We start from the raw sequence: 24,455 nt of genomic DNA on the forward strand, positions 1-24,455 counted from the left end.
GCCCGACGCCACCTCTCCCACCCGTGTGAACAGCCCGTCCAGCAGCCCGACCGCGGCGCACACCGCGCCGGCCGGATCATCCTGCCCCTCATCGGGCACCCATGGGAAGGCCATACCCCATGATAGAACACAACTACGACCAGACGCAAGGTATTCATCGAAGATTCCTCGAAGATTTCTCGCCCGCAAGATCCCGCGAACGCCCGCCAACCCGTATCGGAGCCTTACCGTGAAGCACCGACATTGATTCATGCAGGTAAGTGGACTGCTTACCTATGGCTATCGCGGTTGAGACATGCTCCGTTCGCGCGTGCCTGCGTGCGCGCGGCTGTCTCGGCTCGGCGGCTCCCTGGGGGCGGCTTGCGGCGTTTCGACTGCGCTCGCTGGCGCTCGCTCCGCTCAACGACCGAGGGGGGTGAATCCCGACCCGCTCGCTCCGTTCGCGCGTGTCCTGCGTCCGCGGCCGTCTCGAGGCGGCGGCTCCCTGGGGGCGGCTTGCGGCGTTTCGACTGCGCTCGCTGGCGCTCGCTCCGCTCAACGACCGAGGTGGCGAACCTACACGCTCCACTCGGCTACCGAGACGAAGCCCGCGGCGCGGCTCCCGGGGTCGGCTCGCGGCGTTTCGACTGCGCTCGCTGGCGCTCGCTCCGTTCAACGACCGAGGGGGTGAACCTGGCTCCGTTCAACGACCGAGAAGGCGGAACCCGCCCCGTTCGACGAGCGAAGCCATGCCCGGCACGGCGCACGGGACCCCTCCCCTACGGGCGGGCGCGTCCCCAGGCCTCGAAGGCCGCCTGGACCTCGTCGAAGAACGCGGTCTTCCCGCGCGTGTAGTCGTCGTAGTCGGCCTTCCCGCGGTTCTCCGCCGAGAGACCGCGCTTCACCTGCTCGTAGCGATCGCGCTGGTCGGGATGGGCGCGGAGCCAGTCTCGGAACCAGACCGCGTATCGCCCCCAGGGGGAGTCCATCCGACGCACATGGAGGATCGTCGTCCCGTCGCGCCCGACGAAGAGCCGCTTCTCCCACACCTCGTCCGCGACGACCTCGCTGCCGCGGGGCAGGTCTCGGTACACGCCGGGCGAATCCGGCCGTGAGCCGTGGGCTCGCCGATACCCGATCCGAGCGAACGCGGCGTCCAGCGCCCCTTCCGCCGGCAGCGGGAAGATCCGCACCTGCAGGTCGACGAACGGCTTCGCCGCGAGCCCGGGCACCGACGTCGAGCCGATGTGATCGAGGACGGCCTCGGACCCGCCCTCGACATCCTCAAGCGCCTGAGCGACCGCGGCGAGCTCCTCTTGTGCGATCAGAGACCACGACGGATCATGCGCGACAAGACGCGCAGGGTTGCCTGCATCAGACCGGGGCATGACCCGATTCTCCCCCGCGCGCGGGATCCGGCACGGGCCCGCCGCGCACGAGAATGATCACATGGCCTCCGCTGTCCGGCTCATCCGCTCGTCCTCGCTGTCCGACGTCGCCGAGTACGCCTACGCGGCGACCGCGCCGAAGGACGCTCGCCTGATCTTCCTCGCCGGAGCCTGCCCGCTGGATGACGACGGCGCCACTGTCGCTCCCGGAGACTACGTCGCGCAGGCCGCCCGCTGTGTCGAGACGCTGACGACCGCGCTCGCCGACGCGGGCGCGACGCTCCGTGACGTGATCAGCACGCGCGTGCTCGTCGCGTCCTCCTGCCAGAGCGACCTCGTGGCCGCGTGGGAGGTCGTCCGAGACGCGTTCGGCGACCACGATGTGCCGAGCACGCTCCTCGGCGTTACCGTCCTCGGCTACGACGACCAGCTCGTGGAGATCGAGGCCGTCGCCGCCGTCGTGGACTGATCGGTGCGCGGGCTCGGCCACCTCGCCCAGATCACGCGCGTCGGCGTCAGAATCGCGCGAGAGCCTCGTCGAGCATCCGGAGTCCCTGCCGCTCGAAGCGCTCGTCGCCGACCCGGTGCGACCAGACAGCGGTCGAGATCGCCTCGCGCAGGAGGGTGAGCGACCAGTCCGGCTCCGTGCGCGGGTCCGCCCCGTACCCCTCGAGGAAGGCGCCCTCGAGGGCGGGCTCGTCTCGCCACTGCTGCACCGCGAGGCGAGCGAGGTCCGTTGCGGCAGGTCTCAGATCGAAGCGCCCGAAGTCGATGATGCGCACGCTCCCCGTGGCGTCCACGAGCCAGTTGCGGGGCTGCCAATCGCCGTGCGTCGGGATGAGCGGCACATGCGCCGGCGCGGATGACCGCAGCACGGCACGCGCGCGCCGCACGATGGCCGCCTCGATTCGATGCGGCTGCTCGAGCATCGCCAGCACTCGCTCGGTCTGCCGCTGCGCGTAGCCGGCCCCATCGTGCTGCGCCTCCGCGTGGAAGACACGCAGCAGCCGTCCGGCCTGCCGGTGCACGTCCGGAGCGAACTCGGCGCCGCTTCCCTGCACGAGCCGGCCTTCGAGGTACCTCGTCACGAGCACGTTCGCGTCGCGGTCCGCGGCCACGAGCGGTGCCGCCGCGCCCCGGCGCACGAGCGGAGCCGTCGCCCGCTCGTGCGCCGTGATCTCGCGGCCGATGTGGTGGTTCCCGAGGCCAGCGGCCTTGACGATGAACTCGCCCTGCTCCGCCCGCACGTGGAGAACCCGAGTGTCGACCTGCCCCCACGAGAGGTCTGCGATGAGCGCGCTGGTCGGGAGCCACGCCTCCACGAGTGCCGCCTGCGCTCGGGTCGGCAGCGCCTCGCTCCACCAGCCGCCGGTCACGTGACTACGCCCACACCCCGCTCGTACCGCGGCGATGGCTGCCGACGAGGTGGGTGTCGACGATGCCCACGGCCTCCATGAGCGCGAACATCGTGGTCGGGCCGACGAAGCGGAAGCCGCGCTTCTTGAGCGCCTTCGACAGCGCGATCGACTCGGGCGAGGTGGTCGGGATCTCGGCGTACGAGGTCGGCGCGGGCGTCTGCGCGGGCCGGTGGCTCCAGATGAAATCGACGAGTCCGCCCTCCGCGCGCAGCTCGACGGTCGCGCGTGCGTTGCCGATGGTCGCGAGGATCTTCGCGCGATTGCGGATGATCCGGGCATCGCCCAGCAGCCGCTCGACGTCGGACTCGTCGAAGGCCGCGACGGCATCCGGATCGAAGCCCGCGAACACCTCGCGGAACGCCGGCCGCTTCCGCAGGATGGTCGCCCACGACAGCCCGGACTGGAACGCCTCCAGGCTCAGCCGCTCGAAGAGGCCCGTCTCGTCGCGGACGGGCATGCCCCATTCCGTGTCGTAGTACGCGCGCATCAGCTCATCGGAAGCCGCCCAGCGCGGGCGGCCGAGACCATCCGGCCCGATGACGAGATCCGCTGAGGCGGCACCGGGGCCGGCCGCGAGGCCGGCCCCGGTGTGCGCGTCGGCCATCAGGGTCGTCGACCCTCGCCGTCGTCCTCGCCTTCCGGAGAGGACGTCGGGATCGCGCCCGTCACGACCGAGACGCTGCCCGCGACGACCGGTGCGGGGCTCACCCCGCCCGGGGCCGGAGCCGAGTCCGCATCCGCGGCGTCGACCTCCGCCTCCGCGGGCTCGGCCTCCGCGGCGTCGAGGTCGACGACAGCGTGCTCGAACTGCGACTGGTACAGCCGCCAGTACGCGCCCTCCTTGCGGATGAGCTCGTCGTGCGTGCCCTGCTCGACGATGTCGCCGTGCTCCATCACGAGGATGAGATCGGCGTCGCGGATCGTGGAGAGGCGGTGCGCGATCACGAACGACGTGCGGCCCTCGCGCAGCGCCGCCATCGCGTGCTGCAGCAGCAGCTCGGTGCGGGTGTCGACCGAGCTCGTCGCCTCGTCGAGGATGAGCACGCTCGGTCGGCGCACGAAGGCGCGCGCGATCGTGATGAGCTGGCGCTCGCCCGCCGACACGTTCGCCGCGTCCTCATCGAGGACCGTGTCGTACCCGTCGGGCAGCGAGTGCACGAACCGGTCGACGTACGTGGCCTTCGCGGCGGCGAGGATCTCCTCGTCGGTCGCCGACTCGCGTCCGTAGCGGATGTTGTCGCGGATGCTGCCCGCGAACAGCCACGGGTCCTGCAGGACCATTCCGGTCCGCGAGCGGACATCCTCGCGCGTGAGCTCCGAGATGTCCTGCCCGTCGAGCAGGATGGCGCCGCCGTCGAGCTCGTAGAACCGCATGATGAGGTTCACGAGCGTCGTCTTGCCCGCACCCGTGGGCCCGACGATCGCGACGGTCTGACCCGGCTCGACCCGGAACGACAGATCGCGGATGAGCGGCTTCTCGGGAGAGTAGGAGAAGGACACGTTGCGGAACTCGATGACGCCGCGTCCGTCGGGGACGGCGGGCGCGTTCTCGGCGTCGGGCTCCTGCTCCTCCTCGTCGAGCAGCGCGAACACGCGCTCGGCCGAGGCCGTTCCCGACTGGACGACCGGCAGCATGCCGCCGAGCTCGGTGAGCGGCTGCGTGAACTGCTGCGAGTACTGCACGAACGCCTGCACGTCGCCGATGCGGATCTGGCCGCTCGCGACCATGATGCCGCCGAGCACCGCGATGCCGACGTACGTGAGCGAGCCCACGAACTGCATGCTCGGCATCATGATGCCCGAGAGGAACTGCGCCTTGAACGCGGCCTGGTAGAGCTCCTCGTTCTCCTCCTGGAAGGCGGCGGCCGTGGAGCGCTCGCGACCGAAGACCTTCACGAGCGCGTGACCCGAGAACGACTCCTCGACGCGGGCGTTGAGACGGCCGACCTTGCGCCACTGCGTCTGGAACGCCTTCTGCGAGGCGGGCCCGATGCCGAGCATGATGAACGCGATGAGCGGCAGCGCGACGAGGGCGACGAGCGCGAGCTGCCACGAGATCGAGAACATCATGATGAGCACGCCGACCACGGTGAGCAGCGACGTGATGGCTCCCGACAGCGCCTGCTGGAGCGTCTGGGTCATGTTGTCGATGTCGTTCGTGACGCGCGAGATGAGCTCGCCTCGCTGCACGCGGTCGAAGTAGGCCAGCGGCAGGCTGTTGATCTTGCGCTCGACCTGCTCGCGCAGGTTGAACATCGTGCGCACCATGATCACGTTGATCACGTAGCCCTGGATCCACTGCAGCAGGGACGACACGACGTAGATCGCGAGCGCCCACACGATGACCACGCGGAGCGCGTCGAAGTCGACTCCGGCTCCGAGCTCGAAGTGGGTCATCGCCGCGACGACGTTCGCGAGGTCGTTCTGCCCTGCGGCGCGCAGAGCGGCCACGACCTCGTCCTGCGAGGCGCCGGCCGGGAACTGGTCGGCGAGCGTCAGCGAGAGGACGCCCTCGAAGACGATGTTCGTCGCCTCGCCCAGCACCTTGGGCGCGATCACGGCGAGCACGACGCCGACCGCTCCGAGGAGCGAGACGAGCGCGAACACCCACGCGTAGGGGCGGAGAAGGCCGATGAAGCGGCCGAAGCTCTTGCCGAAGTCGGCGGCCTTGCCGGGGGCGACCGAGTCCCAGTCCCCCGAATTCAGGCGCGCCTGCTCGGCGAGCTCGAGCTCGAGCTGCTCGTCGATCTCGGCCTGCGTCTTCTTGTCGCTCACGCTTCCACTCCCAGCTGCGATTCGACGATCTCGCGGTAGGTGCGGTTCGTCGCGAGGAGCTCCTCGTGCGTGCCGGAGCCCACCATCTTCCCGTCGTCGAGCACGATGATGCGATCGGCGTCCGTGATCGTCGACACGCGCTGCGCGACGACGATCTTCGTGACGTGCGGCAGCTCGCGCCACAGCGCCTGCCGCAGACGCGCGTCCGTCGTGAGGTCGAGTGCGGAGAACGAGTCGTCGAACACGAGGATGTCGGGGTTGTGCACGATCGCGCGCGCGATCGAGAGCCGCTGCCGCTGGCCGCCCGACACGTTCGTGCCGCCCTGCGCGATCCGCGAGTCGAGGCCATCCGGCATCTCCTCGACGAAGTCCTTCGCCTGCGCGATCTCGAGCGCCTTCCAGATCTCCTCGTCGGTGGCGTCCTCGCGGCCGAACCGCAGGTTGCTGGCGACCGTGCCGCTGAACAGGAACGGGCGCTGCGGCACGAGGCCGATGCCGCTCCACAGCCTCTCGAGGTCGGCCGAGCGCACATCGACGCCCTGCACCTGCACCTGCCCGGCGGTCGCGTCGAACAGACGAGGGATGAGCGACACGAGGGTCGTCTTGCCGGATCCGGTCGATCCGATGATCGCGACGGTCTCCCCCGGCTCGGCGTGGAAGGTGATGCCCTCGAGCACGGGCGACTCCGCGCCCGGATAGGTGAACGCGACGTTCTGCATCCGGACGGACCCGCGGCGCGGGAACTCGGTCACGGGCCTGTCGGGGCGCAGGAGGGTCGACTCGCTCTCGAGGACGGCGCCGACGCGGTCGGCCGAGACGGCCGCGCGCGGGATCATGATCGTCATGAAGCTCGCCATCATCACGCCGCCGAGGATCTGGCCGACGTACTGCATGAAGGCGAACAGCGTGCCGATCTGGGTCTCGCCCGCGTCGACCTGGATGCCGCCGAACCACACGACGCCGACGATCGTCACGTTGAGCACGAGCATGACGAGCGGGAACATCAGCACGAAGAGGGAGCCGACCTTGCGGCCGACGACCATGATGTCGGTGTTGGCGAGGCGGAAGCGCTCCTCCTCGATCGCCTCGCGCACGAAGGCGCGGACGACGCGCACACCCGTGAGCTGCTCGCGCATGACGCGGTTCACGCCGTCGAGCTTCTCCTGGTAGGCGCGGAAGAGCGGCACCATGCGGCCGATGATGAGGCCGGCGACGATGAGCAGGGTCGGGATCGAGACCGCGAGGATCCAGCTGAGGCCGATGTCCTGCCGGAGCGCCATGATGATGCCGCCGATGGCGAGCATGGGCGCCTGGACGAGCATCGTCGCGCTCATCATGGACACCATCTGGATCTGCTGCACGTCGTTCGTGTTGCGCGTGATGAGCGAGCCGGCGCCGAACTGCGACACCTCGCGCTCGGAGAACGCGCTCACCTTGCCGAACACGTCGCGGCGGATGTCGCGGCCCGCGCTCATGGCGGCGCGCGCGGCGCAGTAGGTCGCCACGATCGACGCGAGGATCTGGCCGAGCGAGACGGCGAGCATGAACATGCCCGTGCGGATGATGTAGCCGGTGTCGCCGCGGGCGACGCCGTTGTCGATGATGTCGGCGTTCAGCGTGGGAAGGTAGAGCGCCGCGAGCGCGGAGCCCAGCTGGAAGACGAGGACGCCGACCAGGAGCCATCGGTATCGACCGAGGTAGCGGATGAGCAGCTTGAGAAGCACCTGGAAAGGATGCCACCGACCTCCGACATCGGCATCCTCCTGAAGGGGGATATCCGCTGACAGCGGAACAGATCCGGATGTCGGGGGCCGGCTGAGCGAGGCCGGCCGTCGGCTCCCTCAGTCCCCCGTCGGCGCGGCGGCCTCGCGGCGGCCCTCCTCGCGCGCCTGCGCGAGGAGGCGCTCGATGCGGCGGCGCGAGCGACGACGGCCCCACACGCCGGATCCCACGATGAGCGCGATGCCCGCGAGCACGGCCAGCTGGGACCACGGGATCGCCCACATCCCGGCCTCGACGCGGACCGCGTCGACGGGCGTGCCCTCGCCCTCGCCGACCACGGTCGGGACGACCTCGAGTTCGACGGGGACGGAGAAGAGCGGCCACACGTCGTCCACGGGCACGGTGAACGTCCGCCGATCGCCCGGCAGCAGCTCCTGGTCGATCTCGTCGGGGCCAGGGAACGCCGACTCGCGGCCTCCCGCGGCGGCAGTGCCCGTCACCATGAGCCGCGTGTTGCCCGAGTTCACGACCTCGAACCGCACGACCGCGTCGCCCGGGGCCAGCGGATTCCACGACACGTCGTACTCGGAAGAGACCGCCTCCACGGATGCGGACGGCGTGAGCTCCCCCGCCACCCGCGTCATGACGCGGAAGCCGACGCGCGACTCGACGCCCACCGACGAGCCGTCCTCGCCGACCTGATGCGACAGGATCGACGCGGCGATCCCCGCGGCGTGGTCGCCGGGGGTCGCGTTCTCGGGAACCGTCGTCGTGAACGGCACGATCTCCACCTCGCCCGGACCGACGACGACCTCGTCGACCACGTCGATCCACGTGCCCGCGTCGACGGACCCCTCCGTCGACGGCAGCATGCTGAAGCGGCCGTTCTCCTGGAAGTACGCGTCCGCGGTCGTGATGCGGAAGGTCACCTCCTGCTCCGAGAAGTTCCGGATGGCCAGATGCTCGGTCGCGCTCGCGCCCGGGTCCAGCTCCTGCTCGACCCAGGCGCGGCCATCCTCGCCCGACGCGTCGGCCGGCCGCACCGACCACGTGACCGTCCCGTCGTCCTGCGCCTCCGCGAGCGCGGGCGCCGACGCGCCGAGTGCGAGGAGCAGCGCGAGCGCGAGGGCGGAGACGCGCGGCAGGGCGCGTCGGATCGGGGTCGTGGGGGAAGCCATCATCGGCCTTTCGTGATCGGGTGGGACCGAACGCAGGAGATCCGACGCGGAACGGGGCGGGAACACGGTTCCCGCTCCTCGATCCGCGCGGATCTCCTGCGACGTGTCCCGCTTACTCGAACAGCGACAGGGTCAGCGTCGACGTGTACGCGCCCGGTGCGGTCTCGGCCGGCACCTTCAGCACGAGCTCAGCCGTCGCCTCCCACGACCCCACCGCCTCCTCGCTCGTGAGCGCCATCGCCAGCAGCTCACGCCCCTGCAGACCGACGTTGTTCGGCCCCTCATCCAGAACCGTGTCCACATCCGACCCCACCGCGACAGCCCCCGACCCGTCATCGGCCACATGAGGACGCCACCCCAGATGATCCGGCGTGATCTCCGCCTGACCCGCATCCCCCACGAAGCTCGACGCCGTGCCCTCGACCCACCAGAACGCCCCGTCCGGGATCTCCTCCGCCGTCCGCGTATCCGTCACCGTCACCGTCGGCAGAGCACCCGTGAACTCGCGCACCAGCTCCGACGACCCCGACTCAGACAGAGACGTCGACGTCCCCGCCACGCTCATCGCCAGGACCCCCGCACCCGTGTCCTCGATCTGCACGTTCACATCCACCTCCCCCGAACCCACCTGCTCCTCCGCGAACGCCGCACCCGCGACCCCCGCCAGCAGCACGCCGCCCACAGCCGCGACACCCAGCCGCGCCTTCACACCCTGCTTCATCATCGAAACCACCTGCCTCTTCCTTCCCATCGGTTCACCGACGAGACGCGCCCTTCGCGCCCCGCCCCATCTCACGCCCGCCGCAGCGGCGGGCGCCGCCTGCTCATCCGCAGCTCGCGCCCGCGTACGCGACCGTCTTCTCGGTCGTCGCGCCCTGGCCATCCGTCGCCGTGACCGTCAGCGAACCTGCCGCGATCTCGACGGAACGCGTCGTCACCGCGACCGACGCGGCCCTGCCGGGCGCGATGCTCGCGATCGTCTTCTCCCCGTACGCGCTCGAGACCGTCGCCGACACCGGCCGCTCGCTCTCGTTGCGGACCGAGACCGTCAGCATGACCCTCCCCGCGACGCAGCGCGGCGAGACCGTCGCCGAGATCTCGGGGCCGAGGGCGGGCACCTCGTGCGGGGCGACGCTCGTGAGGGTCGGCGTCACGGTCTGGAACAGCCCGTCCTCGCCGATCTCGAGCCGGTCGATCGTCGTCTCCCGGTGCGTGCCGTCCCCGCCGGGGATGGCGAACCGGTGATACGCGATGTACCACTCGTCGGTGCCCGGCACGTTGACGATCGAGCTGTGCCCCGTGCCCCTGATCCCGAGTGCGGTGTCCTTCTGCAGGATCACGCCGCGATACGTCCAGGGGCCGTCGAGGCTCGTGGCCGTCGCATAGCCGACTCGGTAGTTCTCCGAGCCGGTGTCGTCGATCGAGTACGTCAGGTGGTAGAGCCCGTCGCGGTAGTTGAGGAACAGCCCCTCGCGGAAGTCCGTGAGACCCGCGATGCGCCTCAGCGTGCCCGCCTTGAGCGAGGCCATGTCATCGCCGAGCTCGGCGATGACCGGACCGTTCGACGGCCCGCCGTTGCCCCACGCGAGGTAGTACCGGCCGGACACCGGGTCGCGGAACGCGGCGGGATCGATCGCCTGACCCGAGGTCACGGCCTCGTTGTTCAGGATCATCGCCTGCGGCTGCGCCCTGAAGGGCCCCGTGGGGCTGTCGGCGACCGCGACCCCGATCGTCTTGCGACCGAGGGCCGTGTTGTGCCCCGAGAAGTAGAACCAGTACCTGCCGTCGCGCTCGATGATCGTCGGCGCCCACGCGTTGCCGCTCGCCCACGGCACGTCGCCGTTCGCGCCGTCGAGGGTCAGGATGGGCTCCTCCGAGCGCGTCCACTCCACGAGGTCCTTCGAGCTCCAGACGTAGAACTCCTTGCCGCCCCACCCCGCGTAGCCGTCGCTGGTCGCATAGATGTAGTACGTGTCGCCGAACACGGCGATGTTCGGATCGGCGTACAGACCCGGCAGCACGGGGCTGCTCATGACCTGCGCCGAGAACGTCCACGTCGTGGTCTGCCCGTCGGCGGTGATCTCGTACGTCACGGGTTCGGTCAGGTCGACGGTCTCCCCCGACGCCGGGGACGCCGTCGCACCCCCGGCGGCGACGAACGTCGGAGCGAGGGAGGATACGTCGGTTCCCGGCACGACCGGCAGGACGACGGTGTGCTCGGCCTGGTCGACGATCGGCGCGACCTTGAGCGCCGCGGGGTCGGCGAGCGACACCTCGCCGATCGCTCCCGGGGCTCCCGCCGTCTCGAGGACCTCGCGCGCCGTGAGGGCGCGGTCGTAGATCGCGAACTCGCGGAACCGACCCGTGAAGCGCGCGTCCTGCTCGTAGAGCGACCGGCCGAGATAGTTCGCCCAGGTCTCGCCGCCCGAGATGTCGCCGGGATCGATCGTGACCCCGTCCTTGGTCGCGACGAGCACTCCGTCGAGGTAGAGGCGTGCGGTCTCTCCCTCGAGCGTGTAGGTCAGGTGCGCCCAGCGTCCGCGCGGCAGGGGCGACCCCTGGCGCACGGTCTGCTCCTCCGTGTAGGTGCCGGTCGTGATGCTCGTCCGATACGCGCTGTCGCCCGTCGTGAAGAGGTACCCGCGACCGGCTCCCGCGGCGTCGGTCGTGCCGAGCCCCCAGATGAAGTAGCTGCCGGACTGCGCCGGGTCGACCCAGACGTCGGCGTCCACCGTGATGTCGTCGAGGCCCGCCAGGAGATCATCCGGCAGGTCGACGTAGTCGTCGACGCCGTCGAAGTGCAGCGCGCCATCCGTCCACGTCGCCCCGTGGATGGCCGCATCGCGTCCGTTGCCCGATACGTCCGTGAGCGTCGCGCCCGCGCCATCCGAGAAGTCGTAGCGCACGATCTCCCCCTCGGCGTTCGAGGAGACGGGATCCTTGCCGGCGTACAGGCCGGCGAGCTCCTCCGCCGTGACCGGGATGACCGTGCCGTGGCGCGGGCTCGCCGGCAGGTCGTACTCGGGCGCGACCGACCATCCGCCCGCCGAGATGTCCTCGGTCACCAGCGGGATGTACCCGCGCCCGCCGTACTCGTCGACGAACAGGTAGTGCCTGCCGCCGCCGTTGACGTCGCCGGGGTTCGACTCGAAGATCGTCGGGCCCTCGACGGCGCTCGTGCCGGCGTCCCGCCCGATGCACGAGTCGATCATGGTCCACTCCTCGAGGGGAGCGCGCAGCGAGGTCGACGACTCCTGGATGATGTCGGAGCACCCGGTCGTGCCGGCGCCCTCGTCCTTCGTGAAGCGGTGGTAGACGCCGTCGGAGCGCGTCACGGTCGAGTCGATCCGCGACATCCCGTCCTGCCAGATCTGCGGCTCGGAGAAGGTGACGAAGTCGCGGGTCGTGGCGTACATCATCCGGTTGTAGGTGCTGCCCGTGTGACCGGGGTCGTCCTCCGCGTAGAGCTTCGAGGCCCAGAACACGACGTACGCGCCGAGCTCCTCGTCGTAGTACGCCTCGGGAGCCCACGTGTTGCCGGCCGTGTCGGGTGAGACGCGCACGTGCCGCTGCGCGGACCAGTTCACGAGATCGTGCGACTCCCACACCTCGAGGTACTTGCTGCCCTGGCGCTGCGACGTGTCCCACGAGGTGCCAGACCCGATCGAGAGGTCGGTCGCGATGAGGTAGAAGGTGTCGCCCTCGGGCGAGCGGATGATGAACGGGTCGCGCAGGCCCTGCTCTCCGTACTGCGACGAGAGGACGGGCAGCCCGCCGTTCAGCTCGTTCCAGGCGAGGGCGTTGTTGCCGTCGCTCGCGGCGAAGTGGATGTTCTCGCCCTCGACCGTGTTGCCCGTGAAGTACGCGAACGCGTAGCCCTCGTACTCCTCCTGCGTGCGCGCGGCGCGCACCGTGAGCGAGAACTCGCGCGTGAGGCCGCCCGCCGTCGCGGTCAGCACGACGTCCTGGTCGGTCGCGCCGCGGGTCACGACGCCCGGGGCGATCTCGCCGTCTGCGCTCGTGCTCACGACGCCCTCGGGTGAGGCGGTCCACGAGATCGGCGTGCCGTGCACCGGCCCCGTCTCGGGGAGCGTGATGTTGCCGCGGACGTCGTCGGCGTTCGGGATGGAGATCGCGTCGAGGTCCGCGCGGAGATCGGCCTCGCCCGCGGCGGGGACCGTGGCGGAGAACGCACGCGTGGCGGTCGCGTCGCCCTTCACGGCCGTGGCCGTGAGCGTGACGTCCGCGGATCCGGATGCGGGCCGCGTGACCTTGCCGGACGGCGAGATCACCGACTCGTCGCTCGATGCCCACGTGATCGCGGATCCGTTCGGCGCAGCCGTCGGCAGTGCGAGGTCGGCGGTGACGTTCGAGAGGTCGCCGAGGGAGAGCGCGTCGACGTCGCGCTGCGCCTTCACCTGGTCGGATGGCTGGAGCGCCGCGACCTCGGATGCCGAGAGCGCGGTGTCGTAGATCCGGAAGTCGCGCAGGCTGCCCGCGAGATGGCGGTCGGAGGAGTAGTTCGAGCGGCCCAGGTAGTTCGCGGACGTGCGTCCTCCGCCGATCTGCCCGGGCTGGATGGTCACGCCCGTCTTGCGCGCGACCTCCGTGCCGTCGAGGTAGAGCACGGCCGTGTCGGTCGCGTCGTCGAGCGTGTAGGTGATCGTCTTCCAGACGCCGCGCGCGAGGTTCGCGCCGCTCGTCGCGGTCTGCTCGCCCGACCAGTTGCCGGTCGTGATCGACGTGCGGTACGCGTTGCCGGTCGAGAAGAGGTAGCCCGTGCCCGAGCTCGACGACGCAGGGTTGCCGAGGCCGTAGATGAAGTAGGGGGTGCCCTGCTCGGGACGGACGAGCACCTCGGTGCTCACCGTGATCGACGTGAGGCCCGCGAGGATGTCGTCGGGCAGCTCGACGTGATCGTCCACGCCGTCGAGGCGGATGCCCTCGCCGCCCGTGAGGGTCGCGCCGCCGAGGATCGCCGCATCCCGGCCGTTGCCGGAGCTGTCGACGGCGACCGCGCCGGTCGTCTCGTCGAGGGCGTAGTGGGCGACGAGGTGCTCGTCGGCGGCCGCGGCGTGCACGGGGGCGATGCCCGCCGCGACGATGCCGAGGGTCGTCGCCGTCGCGAGGACGGCGCGGCGCGCGAGACCGCGCGCGCGGGTGGGGGCGACCATGCGCTCTCCTTCGAGGGGTCGTGGCAACGTCGGGTTGTTACCGGTATCAGATGTTAGCGTCACCACTCGCCCGGGACAAGGATTCGTGTCCGGCCTCCTTCATGTCTCACCCGTCGTTGGAAAGGCGGCGCCAAACCCACCGCGGGTGAGACATGCAGGCAGGTGGACCCCCGGCCCTCGTCCCCGTGTCTCACTCGCCGCGGGAAAGGCGGGGCCGATCCCGCGGCGAGTGAGACATGGATGGCGCGGGATCAGCCGCAGGTGGTGGCCTCGTAGGCGATCTCGCGGACGGCGGAGGTGCCATCCGCACCCTCGGCGGCGACCTCGACGAAGCCGGCCGGGATCGCCGTCTGACGCGTCGTGAACGAGACGGACGCCCGCGCCCCCGGGCCGAGGTCCTTCTTCGTCTTCACCCCGTACGGCGACGTCACCGTCGCGGTGAGCACGGTCTCGTCTTCGTTCTCCACCGTGACGGTCTGCACGACGCGGCCCGCGACGCAGCGCGCCCCCACCTCGGCCCCCAGCGCGAGCGCGGACTCCACCACCGTCACCTCGACGCTCACCGCACGGTTCGCAGGAGCGACCTCCTCATCGGCCTCCTGGTCGAACACGGGCATGCCGTCGGCCGCCCAGTGCACCCGGCGCACGAACGTGTCGCGCCCCGTGAGGCCGAGATTGTCGGTCCGCGCATGGAAGACGTAGAGCAGGTTGCCGTCCTCGTCGGTCGACCACATGCCGTGCCCCGTCCCCAGCTGCCATGCGCCGTTGAACGGCCCCGACTTCTGGATCGGATAGTTGAGCTTCGTCCACGCCGCGGGGTCGGTGAGATCGATCCCCTCCCCCGCCGTCGCCGTGGCAAGACCGGTGGTGTAGGTGTCGCCCACGGTCGAGCCCGAGTAGATGAGGAAGAGCGTGCCGTCGTGCGCGAGCACGTTGGGCCCCTCGGCGATGACGTTGTCCCATGCGTACTCCGGCACGACGATCCGCACCGGATCCGATGTGATCCGCGTCGGGTCGGACGGGTCCATCGTCGCGATGAAGACGGAGCCGAGCATCTGCCACACGTAGTACGACTGCCCCGAGTCCTCGACGTACGTCATGTCGAGCGAGATGCCCTGGGCGGCGTTGAGCGCCGTCCCGTCCGCGCGCACGACGTGCTCGGCCTTCGTCCAGTTCGCCGGGACCGCCGGATCGAGGTCGTTCCCCTGCGCGTCCTTCTTCAGCTGGAGGATCGAGGAGCGCCCGGTCCACATGTCGGGGCGCCCGTTCGCGCCGTCGTAGCAGGGCATGAAGAGGATCGACAGCGTGCCGTCGATGACGTGGAACTCAGGAGCCCAGAAGCACCCCGTCATCGCCTTGCCGTATGCGTCGAGGTCGCCGTCGCGCAGCAGATCGACCTCGGTGTTGCGCCCCGAGCGGATGGCCTCATCCGAGAGATCCTCGATCGTGTCGGCGATCCGGAACGGCATGTGCGGGCCGTTCGCAGGGTCGATCGGATTCATGTGGAGGTCTTCCGTGGCGATCATGAGGAACTTCGTCTGGCCGTTCCACTCGTAGCGGAAGACGGATGGATCAGCGCGCTCGTCCGCGAAGGGCGTCGGATAGGCCTGCTGCGCGATCGTCCCGGTCACCTCGTACGTGCCGGGCGTCGAGGTGTCCACGGCGGCGAGAGAGGCAGGATCCCAGTCGATCGCGCGCGTCGCGGTCGATCCGTCGTTGTAGGCGAGCTCGGCGCGCGGCGGGAGCGCCGACGCGTCGAGAGGAGCGCCCGCGGCGACGTCGACGCCGTCGAGGGGCGCGACGGTCGTGTTGGCGATCCGCCCGAAGCGCACCTGCAGAGCGCGCGCGACGTCATCCGTCACCGCGATCGCGTTGCCGCTCGCGTAGTCCTCGACGCCGGTCTCGGACTCGCCGGCCGTCGCCGACACGGCCCCGCGCTCGACCGGACCGCGCGTCGAGGCGTCGGCGAGGTCGGCGAACGTCGTGTGCATCGCGGCGCCGCCGTCCGAGGTCCAGGAGACGACGTACCGCCGCGTCGCGGAGTCCCACACCACGGCCGGATCGTTCACGCCGCTCGTCACGCCGAGGTCGACGAGGCCGACCTCCTCGTAGGACAGGAGGTCGGTGCTGCGCGCGAAGAGCATGCGCCCGCTCTGCGTGCCGTCGGATCCGCCGCCGCGCGCCGCCCGCGTCGCCACGATGCCGAACGAGCCGTCCTCGAGATAGAACAGGTGCGGGCTCCTCAGGCTCCGCAGGATGGCCTCGGTCGTGCCGTTCGGCCCGGGGGTCTGCGCGGTCTTGGCGAAGAAGACGCCGTAGTTCTCGTTGAGCGGCGCCCATCCGCCATCCTGTCCGAGTGCGAGGTGCATGCTCAGCGCGATGTCGGCGTTGTTGGCCTCGGCGGCCGTCGTCGGCAGACGGTCGTAGGCGAGCAGCGGCGTCGACGCATCGGCCGGGAGCACGCGCACCGCGTACGTGCGCGTGGCGCTGGCGCCCGTTGCCGCGTCGGTCGCGGTCACCGAGATCTCCCCGTCGACCGGCTCGTCGGCGTCGGTCGAGATCGCCTCGTCGACCGTGAGGCCCTCGCTGACCGCGGTCACCGCGATGTCGACGCCCTCGGGTGCGGCAGGAAGGGCCGTGCCGGACGCGACGACCGAGGGGATGACGAACCGCTGCGCGAGCCGCTCGATGCGCTGCGCGGGGGTCTCGTCGGAGGGCAGCACGGTCACCGCGATCGAGGTGCTCGCGCTCGCACCGCGGATCTCGACCGTGGCCGTGAGCGTGACCTCGACCGCCGACTCTCCCTGGAGCGGCGGGGTGACGGCGCCGTCGGGAGCCACGATCGCGGGATCGCTCGACGTCCACGTCACCTGGCCGCCCGCGGTCGGCAGGTCGATGTCGTCGCTCGTCTCAAGATCGGACAGGCCCAGGCCATCCAGGATTCCCTGCGCCTCCGCGCGCAGCTCGTCCGCGTGGACGAGCGCGTCAGCGGCCGACACGTCGGCCACCTCCGCCGCAGTGAGGGCGCGGTCGTACACGCGGAACGACGACAGCGCGCCCTGGAAGAGCGGGTCAGGCCACGGCGCGCGGCCGATCGTGTTGAGCGACTGGTCGACGATGTCGGCCGGGGTCGCTCCGAGCGCGCCCTCGGCGACGAGCGCGCCGTCGAGGTAGAGGCGCCCCGTACCGTCGGCGTCGACGACCGAGGCGACGTTGACCCACCGGTCGGCCGTGACGCCGCATGAGCCCGACTGCACGAGCCGCTCGGCCCCGGCGGCCTTGAGGCCGACGAGCGGCGAGCGCCCCGAGCCGCAGTTGAGCGACGCGAAGAAGTACTCGGTCGCCGAGGACTCGTTGCCGATGTTCCAGAGGAAGTGGAAGCCGCCGAGCATCGCCTCCGACGCCTTCACCTCCGCGACGACCGTCGCGGAGGTCTCGCCCTTCAGCAGATCGTCGGGCAGCTCGACCCAGTTGCCCGGCCCGTCCTTCGCCCCTCCGCGCAGCGTGAGGGCGTCGCCGGTCCAGTCGGCGTCCTGCACGTTGCGCACGATCGCGGCTCCGAACGGCGAGCCGGGCGCCGTGTTCGACACCTCCGCCCCGGTCGTCTGCCCGAAGGCGTACTGGGCGAGGAGCCCGTCGGACGGAGCGTCGGCGAACGCCGCTGTCGCCCCCGTCCCCAGGATCATCGCGCCGACGGCCATGGCCGTCGCCGCTCGTCGTCGGAAGGTCTGCTTCATTGCACTCTCCATCGTTGTAAATTGCCGCGGCTGCGGCGGGCGGTAGTTGAAGTCGCCGGGCATCGGCCGGGTGGCCCGGATTCGGGGGTGGGGTCGGGGCGGCGAGTCCGGGGTCGGGGGTGGCCAGTCTCGGGTGGCCAGTCCGGGATGTCGGACGGCCAGTCCGGGATCTCGGACGGCCGGCCCGCATGGCCGGTCCCGGACGGCCAGTCCCCGATGTCTCACTCGCCGCGGGAAAGGGGGCGTCTTTCCCGCGGCGAGTGAGACATGCTGACCCGGCAGTCAGCCGCAGCGGCCGGGGGTCAGCCGCAAGTGACGGCGGCGTAGGGCGCGTCGATCTGGGCGCCGCCGGCCGCCGCGGTGACGACGCCGGCGGGGATGGCCGCGGCGCGCGTCGGGAACGCGACCGAGCCGCTCGCGTCGGGCTGCAGCGCGGCAAGGGTCTTCGCTCCGAAGCTCGACGACAGGGCGACGTCGACCGCCTTGGCTCCGACGTTCGTCGCCTTCACGACGACGGTCGCCTTCCCGCCGACGCAGCGCGTCGACGCCGAGACCTCGAGCGGCGCCGTCACCGTGACGGTCGCTTCCACGGGCGCGCGGGACGCGTCCTGCGCGACGCCCCGCACGGTGAACGTGCCGGGCTGCGCGTATGCGGCCGGGTCGATCGCATCCCAGACGACCGCGACATCCTGCTCCGAGCCATCCGCCATCGTCAGGTGCGCACCGGGCAGCGCCGGCGCCGTGCCCGCGGGCGTCGTCACGGCGATCGCGTCGGCCTCGGCCACCGCGAGGTCGGGCGCGAACGCCTCGAGCACCGTCTCGTACTCCTCGCGGGTGACGGGCAGCACCGTGCCGTGCCGCGGCTTGCCGCCGTCGGCGTTCTGGGGCAGGTTCTCCCGCAGCGTGGCGCCGACGGGCTGCCACGCATCGCCGTCGGCGATGTCGTCGGTCGCGAACGGGATGTAGTAGTTCGGCCCCGCGTGGTACGACGGCTGGTCGATGAACAGGTACCACTCGTACCCGTTCACGTCGCCGTCGTTCGCCGGGAAGACGCTCGGCCCCTCGCCCTGGGTGAAGGTGCCGCCGGGCTCGCCGTTCGGCAGCCCGGTCGCGACCTGGTCCTTCACGAGCGTCCACTCGTCGGCCGCGCCCTCGCCGTCCGGCAGGGTGCCCGAGACGGTCGCGAGCAGGTCCGTCGAGCGCTCCTGGCGGATCGTCATGGACGCCTCGTCCTTGAGGAACCGGTAGTACGTGCCGTCGACCCTGGCGATCGTCGCGTCGATCGTCCCGCGGCCGGCGCCGCGCTTCACGTCGACCCACGGGCGCGCCTCGGAGAACGTGACGAAGTCGTCGGTCGTCGCGTACATCATGCGGTTGTACGTCACGGCCGTCCGGTCGGCGGGATCCGTCGTGTCGTAGAGGTTCGAGGCCCAGTACACGACGTACGTGTCGAGCTCCTCGTCCCAGTACGCCTCGGGCGCCCAGGTGTTCCCCGCGAAGTCGCTCGACACCTTGACATGGCGCTGCTCCGACCAGTGCACGAGGTCGTTCGACTCCCAGACCTCCATGTGCAGCGAGCCCGTGCGCTGGGCCGCGTCGAAGCCGCCGGCCAGGCCCGCGACCTTGAGGTCGGTGGCGAGCATGTAGAAGCGGTCGCCCTCTGCCGAACGGATGATGAACGGGTCGCGCAGGCCCTGCGTGCCCTGCGTCGACGTGAAGAGCGGCTGCCCGTCGTTGAGCGTGTTCCAGCGGAGGGCGTCGTTGCCGCGCGAGGCGGCGAGGCTCACGCGCTCGGCGCCGTCGCCCTCGCCCGTGAAGAAGGCCCAGACGTACGCCTCCTCACCTGCCGTGTCGGATGGCAGGGGCTGGATGGCCAGGGCGATCTCGCGGGTTCGCGTCGCGTCGCCGACGCGGGCTGTCGCCGTCAGGATGACGTCGACCGCCTCCTCGCCGGCCGCGGGCCGCTCCACGACGAGGGTCTGCGTGCCCTCGGCCGCGCCGTCGCGCAGCGAGACCGGAGCGCCCTCGGGCACCGTCCAGCTGATCGCCGAGCCGTGCGCGCCGGTCGTGGGCACGGAGACGTTCGTCCGCACGTCTGCGGCGTTCGCGATCTCGATCGCCGCGAGGTCGCCATCCGCCTTCTCCGCGTCGGTGAGGTCCTCCGGGACCGTCACGGCGAACGTCGCCGTGCGCGTCTGCTCTCCCGCGGTGAACACGGCGGTCAGGGTCACGGCCGCGTCGCCCGCGCCCGGGGCGGGGCGCACCACGGTCGCCGATCCGCCTGAGATCGCGATCGCGGGGTCATCCGAGCTCCACGCGATCGACGTGCCGTACGCGGTCGTCGGCAGCGCGAAGTCGGCCTCCGCGGTCGCGGGCACATCGACCGACGCCACCGCGCGATCGAGGGCGCCGTCGCTGTAGAGCGCGGCGGCCTCGGCCGGGTCGAGCGCCTCGCCGTACACCGCGAGATCGTCGATGTCTCCCGCGAAGAAGGGGTCGCGGTAGGTGGAGCGGCCGAGGTAGGCGACGAGGCTGCTGCCGAAGCTCGCGACGTCGCGCGCGATGGCGTGCTCGGCGGCCTTCTCGCCGTTCACGTAGAGGGTGAGCCGCCCGTTCGTCCCGTCGATCACGGTCGTGTAGAGCGCCATCCCGGCGGGCGTGCGCACCCCCGCGGTCGGCGTGCCGGTGGCGCCGGCGCCGACCTCGGTGCCCCACGGCGCCGACGCGCTGACCGTGTTCGTGACGACCGACTTCACGTAGCCGCTCGGATTCGACGGGTTGAGGAGCCAGTATCCGCTCGAGTACGACGAGCCGCTCGCGACGGGCGCGCCGATGAACGCCGCGGCGAGGTTCCCCGGCCCCGAGCGGTGCGAGGCCCACATCGACACGGTGAGGTCCTTGCGGCCGACGAGGTCGTCTGTCGGCAGCTCGACGTAGGCCGCTGAGCTCGTGGCCGACCCGCCCGGGAGCGACAGCACGCCGTCGGCGAAGGCCGCGCCGGACTGCCGCAGGGCGCCGTGATTGCCGTTGCCGCTGAGGTCGTCGATCGTGACGCCGTCCGTGGGGGCCGCGTCGAACGCGTAGTGCAGAAGGGGCGCGGCGTCCTCGGCGGCGGCCGGAGCCGTCGCCGCCGCGAGCCCGACGGTCAGGGCCGCCGCGATGCCGATCGCGGCGGGTCGGAGCGTTCTTCTCAAGGTCGTGCCTCTCGTCGTCGAGAACGGCGTCGTCATCGGCGCCGGGGTCGCGCGCAGGGCGCAGGGGAACGCCCGTCGAGGGCGAAGGGGCGCGGCCGGCGCCTCACGCTCGATCGGTCGATGAGGCGCCGGCGCGTCGGTGCGCTACTCGCGACGCCGTGCGAGCACGGCGCGCTGCAGCAGAACGAACACGAGGAGGATGCCTCCTGTGATGATGGTCGTGGCCTCCGGCGGGATGCCGCCGTCGCGCGTGATGAGCACGTTCATGAGACCGAGCACGAGGGCGCCGACGACCGAGCCGAGCACGAAGCCCGCGCCGCCCGTGAGCAGCGTGCCGCCGATGACCGCCGCCGCGATCGCGTCGAGCTCCCACCCGATGCCGGTGATGTTCTGGGCGCTGCCGAGACGGGCGGTGTAGACGACGGCGGCGAGCCCCGACAGGGTGCCGCTGATGACGTAGACCCACATCTTGGTCGCGGCCACGGGCAGGCCCATGAGCGCGGCGGACTGCTCCGAGCCGCCGATCGCGTACACCGTGCGCCCGGTGCGGGTGCGGTGCAGCACGAAGAACGCGATCGCGACGACGACCACGGCGATGAGCACGCCGGGGGTGATCACGATGTCGTTGACCTTGGGCCCGTCGACGACCTTGATCTGCGTGCCCAGCGTGCGCAGCGCGGAGTCGTCGGCGAGGCGCTCGGGCACCGTGCTGAGCATCGACGCGAGACCGCGGCCGAGGAACATCATCGCGAGGGTCGCGATGAACGGCTGCACGTGGAAGTACTGGATGAGCACGCCCGAGATCGCGCCGAACACGGTGCCGATGAGGATCATGAGCACGGTCGCGACCCAGGGGTCCCAGCCCGCGTTGATGAGCAGCACGCCGGCGACGCTGCTGAACGCGATCACGGCGCCGACCGAGAGGTCGATCCCGCCCGTGAGGATCACGAACGTGAGGCCCACGGCGAGGATGATGAGGTGCGCGTTGTTGATGAGCAGGTTCGACAGCGTGTTGAACTGCACGATCTGGCCGTACGCGGCCTCGCCGTAGATGATCATCCCGACGAAGATCACGACGGCCGCGGCGGTCGGGAGCGTGTCGAGGTGGAGGGACAGCCGCTGGAGGATCGGGCTCAGGCGGCCGGGCTCCTGCGCGGGTGCGGGAGCCGGGGGCGTGGTGAGAGCGCTCATGCCGCGACGACCTCTCGCTGGGCCGGGCGGGCTGTGCGCGCCCGGCGCTGACGGAACACGCGCCGCACCCGCTCCGACTGGAGAAGGCAGAGCGCGACGATGACGATGGCCTTGAAGGCCGGGGTCGCCGACGACGAGATGCCGAGGAAGACGACCGTCTTGTCGAGCGTCGCGATGAGGATGGCCCCCACGACGGCGCCCGTGACGTTGAACTTGCCGCCCGCGAGCGACGTGCCGCCGATGACCACCGCGAGGATCGCGTCGAGCTCGAGCTGGTAGCCCGTGCGCGACACGTCGACGGTCATCACGCTCGCCGTCGCGAAGACGCCCGCGATGCCCGCGAGCACCCCGCCGACGATGTACACCGTGAACAGCAGCGCGCGGCGGTTGACGCCGGCCAGGCGCGCGGCCTTGGCGTCCATGCCGATCGCCTCGAGCATGAGGCCCAGGGCGCTTCGGCGGACGAGCAGGCCGACGGCGATCACGATGAGCAGCGCGAGCAGGAACACGACGGGCAGGCCGAGCACATACCCGTTCGCGATCCACCGGAACGCCTCGTTCGAGGCGGTCGTGTTCTGGCCTCCCGTGATGACCTTCGCGAGACCGCGCCCCGCGAGCATGATGACGAGCGTGCTGATGAAGGGCTGCAGGCCCACGACCGACACGAGCACGCCGTTCACGGCGCCGAGCGCCGCGCTCACGACGACCACGAGACCGAGCGCGGCGAACGCCGAGCCGAGCGTGTCGGGTGCCGCGCTGAGGAACTCCATCGACACGGCGCCGGCGACGACCATCACGGATCCCACCGAGAGGTCGATGCCGCCTGTCGCGACGACGAGGCACATGCCGACCGCGATCATCATGATCGGCGCGGCGGCCCGCAGGATGTCGATGACGTTGCCCACGAGGTGGCCCGACGAGCCGACCGTGACGGCGAGATAGCCGGGGTCCTTCGCCAGGTTGACGGCGAGCAGGAGCACGATGGCGACGACGCCCCACACGTACTGGCTCTTGAGCAGTCCCCTCAGGACCTCTCGGGAGCGGGATGCGCTCTCGCTCATGATGCGACCTCCTCGCGGATGGCGCCATCCGCGTCTGCACCGTCGAGGCCGTCCTCGGCGATGATCGTGACGATGGAATCGGCGGAGACGCCGGGGCCGCCGTCGATCTCGGCGATCTTGCGGTGGTCCTTGAGGACGACGATGCGGTCGCTCTGCCGGACGACCTCCTCGAGCTCCGACGAGATGAAGACGACCGACAGCCCCTCGTCGGCGAGAGCGGCGACGTACTCCTGGATCTCGGCCTTGGCGCCGACGTCGATGCCGCGCGTCGGCTCGTCGAGGATGAGGATCTCGGGCTCGGTCGCGAGCCACCGGCCCAGCAGGACCTTCTGCTGGTTGCCGCCCGAGAGCAGACGGATCGGCCGCTCGGGATCGGTCGGCCGGACGCCGAGGGCCGAGATGTACTTCCTCACGAGCTCATCCTGCTCGCGGCGCGGCAGCGGGCGCGCCCAGCCGCGCTTGGCCTGGACGGCGAGGATGAGGTTCTCGCGGACGCTGAGGTCGCGGATGATGCCCTCGTCGCGGCGGTTCTCGCTCGAGAACGCGATGCGCTCGGCGAGCGCCTTCGCCGGCGTCGAGATGTCGGCCTTCTTGCCCCGGAGCGCGACCTCGCCCGTGTCGGGGCGGTCGGCGCCGAAGACGAGGCGCGCGAGCTCCGTGCGCCCCGATCCGAGGAGGCCGGCGAACCCGACGACCTCTCCGCGGTGCAGGTCGAGGTCGACCTCCTCGATCGCGCCCTTGCGGCTGATCCCCTTGGCCGAGTACAGCGCGTCGCCGCGCACACGCCGTGCGGGCTTGGCGTCGAGCGACGCCAGCGTCTGGGCGTCCTTGCCGATCATGGTGGAGATGAGGGTCGCGCGGTCGATCTCGCGCGTGCGGAACTCGCCCTCGAACCGGCCGTTGCGCAGCACCGTGAGGCGGTCGCTGATCGCGTAGACCTGGTCGAGGAAGTGCGAGACGAACAGGATGGCGACGCCCTGGTCGCGCAGGCGGCGGATGACCGCGAAGAGCTGCTCGACCTCGTTCGCGTCGAGGCTCGAGGTCGGCTCGTCGAGGATGAGCACCTTGCACTGCGCCACCATCGACCGGCTGATCGCGACGAGCTGCTGGATGGCCAGGGGCAGGGTCGCGAGCGACTGCTTGGGGTCGAGGTGGCCGAGCCCGAGCTTCTCGAGCGTCTCCCCGGCACGGCGGTGCGTCGCGCGCCAGTTGATCCCGAGCGGGCCCTTCACCTCGTGGCCGAGCATGACGTTCTCGCCGATCGTGAGGTTCGCGCAGAGGTTGACCTCCTGGTACACGGTCGAGATGCCCGCGCTCTGCGCGTCGGCCGTGCCGGTCAGCCGCCGCGGCTCGCCCGCGATGCGGATCTCGCCCTCGTCGATCCGGTAGACGCCCGTGAGCGCCTTGATGAGGGTCGACTTCCCGGCCCCGTTCTCGCCCATGAGCGTGTGCACCTCGCCGGGGAAGAGCCGGAAGCTCACCTCGTCGAGGGCCTTCACGCCGGGGAACGATATCGAGATGCCCTCCATCTCGACGATCGGACGCGATTGCGTCATCGCATGCTCCACATCTGTCGCCGCGAGCGTGCCGCGGGTGGTCTGAGCGTGCGGGGCCCGCGAGGGCCCCGCACGTCGGGCG

14 protein-coding genes are annotated in these 24,455 nt (G+C 70.8%); 1 reads left to right on the plus strand and 13 read right to left on the minus strand.

Annotated features, from left to right (window positions below; all coding sequences use genetic code 11):
• Positions 1 to 758 precede the first annotated feature (758 nt).
• A complete protein-coding gene (locus PKE79_RS06510; RefSeq protein WP_271172868.1) occupies positions 759 to 1,367 on the minus strand; it encodes a GrpB family protein in 609 nt (202 codons plus the stop codon).
• Between the two features lie 61 nt (positions 1,368 to 1,428).
• Here PKE79_RS06510 and PKE79_RS06515 point away from each other — a divergent pair, with 61 nt between their 5' ends.
• Positions 1,429 to 1,836: a RidA family protein gene (locus tag PKE79_RS06515; RefSeq protein WP_271172869.1), complete on the plus strand. Its 408-nt coding sequence runs from the start codon at positions 1,429 to 1,431 to the stop codon at positions 1,834 to 1,836.
• A 46-nt stretch (positions 1,837 to 1,882) separates the two neighbouring features.
• On the opposite strand, the gene PKE79_RS06520 is transcribed toward PKE79_RS06515, so the two are convergent.
• From PKE79_RS06520 to PKE79_RS06575, 12 genes are all read right to left on the minus strand, one after another.
• A complete protein-coding gene (locus tag PKE79_RS06520) occupies positions 1,883 to 2,743 on the minus strand; it encodes an aminoglycoside phosphotransferase family protein (RefSeq protein ID WP_271172870.1) in 861 nt (286 codons plus the stop codon).
• 4 nt (positions 2,744 to 2,747) lie between these two features.
• A complete protein-coding gene (locus PKE79_RS06525; protein ID WP_271172871.1) occupies positions 2,748 to 3,389 on the minus strand; it encodes a DNA-3-methyladenine glycosylase I in 642 nt (213 codons plus the stop codon).
• Positions 3,389 to 5,560, minus strand: coding sequence for an ABC transporter ATP-binding protein (locus PKE79_RS06530; protein WP_271172872.1), 2,172 nt, complete (start codon positions 5,558 to 5,560; stop codon positions 3,389 to 3,391). The genes PKE79_RS06525 and PKE79_RS06530 overlap by 1 nt, the downstream gene beginning before the upstream one ends.
• Positions 5,557 to 7,284, minus strand: coding sequence for an ABC transporter ATP-binding protein (locus PKE79_RS06535; RefSeq protein ID WP_271172873.1), 1,728 nt, complete (start codon positions 7,282 to 7,284; stop codon positions 5,557 to 5,559). Before PKE79_RS06535 ends, PKE79_RS06530 begins: the two co-directional genes overlap by 4 nt.
• Before the next feature lie 117 nt (positions 7,285 to 7,401).
• Entirely contained in the window at positions 7,402 to 8,463 is a 1,062-nt protein-coding gene (locus tag PKE79_RS06540; protein WP_271172874.1) for a WxL protein peptidoglycan domain-containing protein, read from the minus strand.
• Positions 8,464 to 8,572: 109 nt separating this feature from the next.
• On the minus strand, positions 8,573 to 9,184 hold the full coding sequence (locus PKE79_RS06545; protein WP_271172875.1) for a hypothetical protein: 612 nt from the start codon (positions 9,182 to 9,184) through the stop codon (positions 8,573 to 8,575).
• A 100-nt stretch (positions 9,185 to 9,284) separates the two neighbouring features.
• Positions 9,285 to 13,634, minus strand: a complete 4,350-nt coding sequence (locus PKE79_RS06550) for a family 43 glycosylhydrolase (RefSeq protein ID WP_271172876.1) — start codon at positions 13,632 to 13,634, stop codon at positions 9,285 to 9,287.
• A gap of 251 nt (positions 13,635 to 13,885) precedes the next feature.
• Positions 13,886 to 17,371, minus strand: a complete 3,486-nt coding sequence (locus tag PKE79_RS06555) for a family 43 glycosylhydrolase (protein WP_271172877.1) — start codon at positions 17,369 to 17,371, stop codon at positions 13,886 to 13,888.
• Positions 17,372 to 17,673: 302 nt separating this feature from the next.
• The gene (locus tag PKE79_RS06560) at positions 17,674 to 20,565 is read right to left on the minus strand and encodes an immunoglobulin-like domain-containing protein (protein WP_271172878.1); all 2,892 of its coding nucleotides are present in this window, start codon (positions 20,563 to 20,565) and stop codon (positions 17,674 to 17,676) included.
• Between the two features lie 144 nt (positions 20,566 to 20,709).
• Positions 20,710 to 21,756 (minus strand): ABC transporter permease subunit, encoded by a 1,047-nt coding sequence (locus tag PKE79_RS06565; protein ID WP_271172879.1) that lies wholly within the window; start codon positions 21,754 to 21,756, stop codon positions 20,710 to 20,712.
• Entirely contained in the window at positions 21,753 to 22,817 is a 1,065-nt protein-coding gene (locus PKE79_RS06570) for an ABC transporter permease (RefSeq protein ID WP_271172880.1), read from the minus strand. The genes PKE79_RS06565 and PKE79_RS06570 overlap by 4 nt, the downstream gene beginning before the upstream one ends.
• The gene (locus PKE79_RS06575; protein WP_271172881.1) at positions 22,814 to 24,373 is read right to left on the minus strand and encodes a sugar ABC transporter ATP-binding protein; all 1,560 of its coding nucleotides are present in this window, start codon (positions 24,371 to 24,373) and stop codon (positions 22,814 to 22,816) included. The genes PKE79_RS06570 and PKE79_RS06575 overlap by 4 nt, the downstream gene beginning before the upstream one ends.
• Between the last annotated feature and the right edge of the window lie 82 nt (positions 24,374 to 24,455).

This window comes from Microbacterium barkeri (assembly GCF_027921765.1).
GTDB lineage: Bacteria > Actinomycetota > Actinomycetes > Actinomycetales > Microbacteriaceae > Microbacterium > Microbacterium barkeri.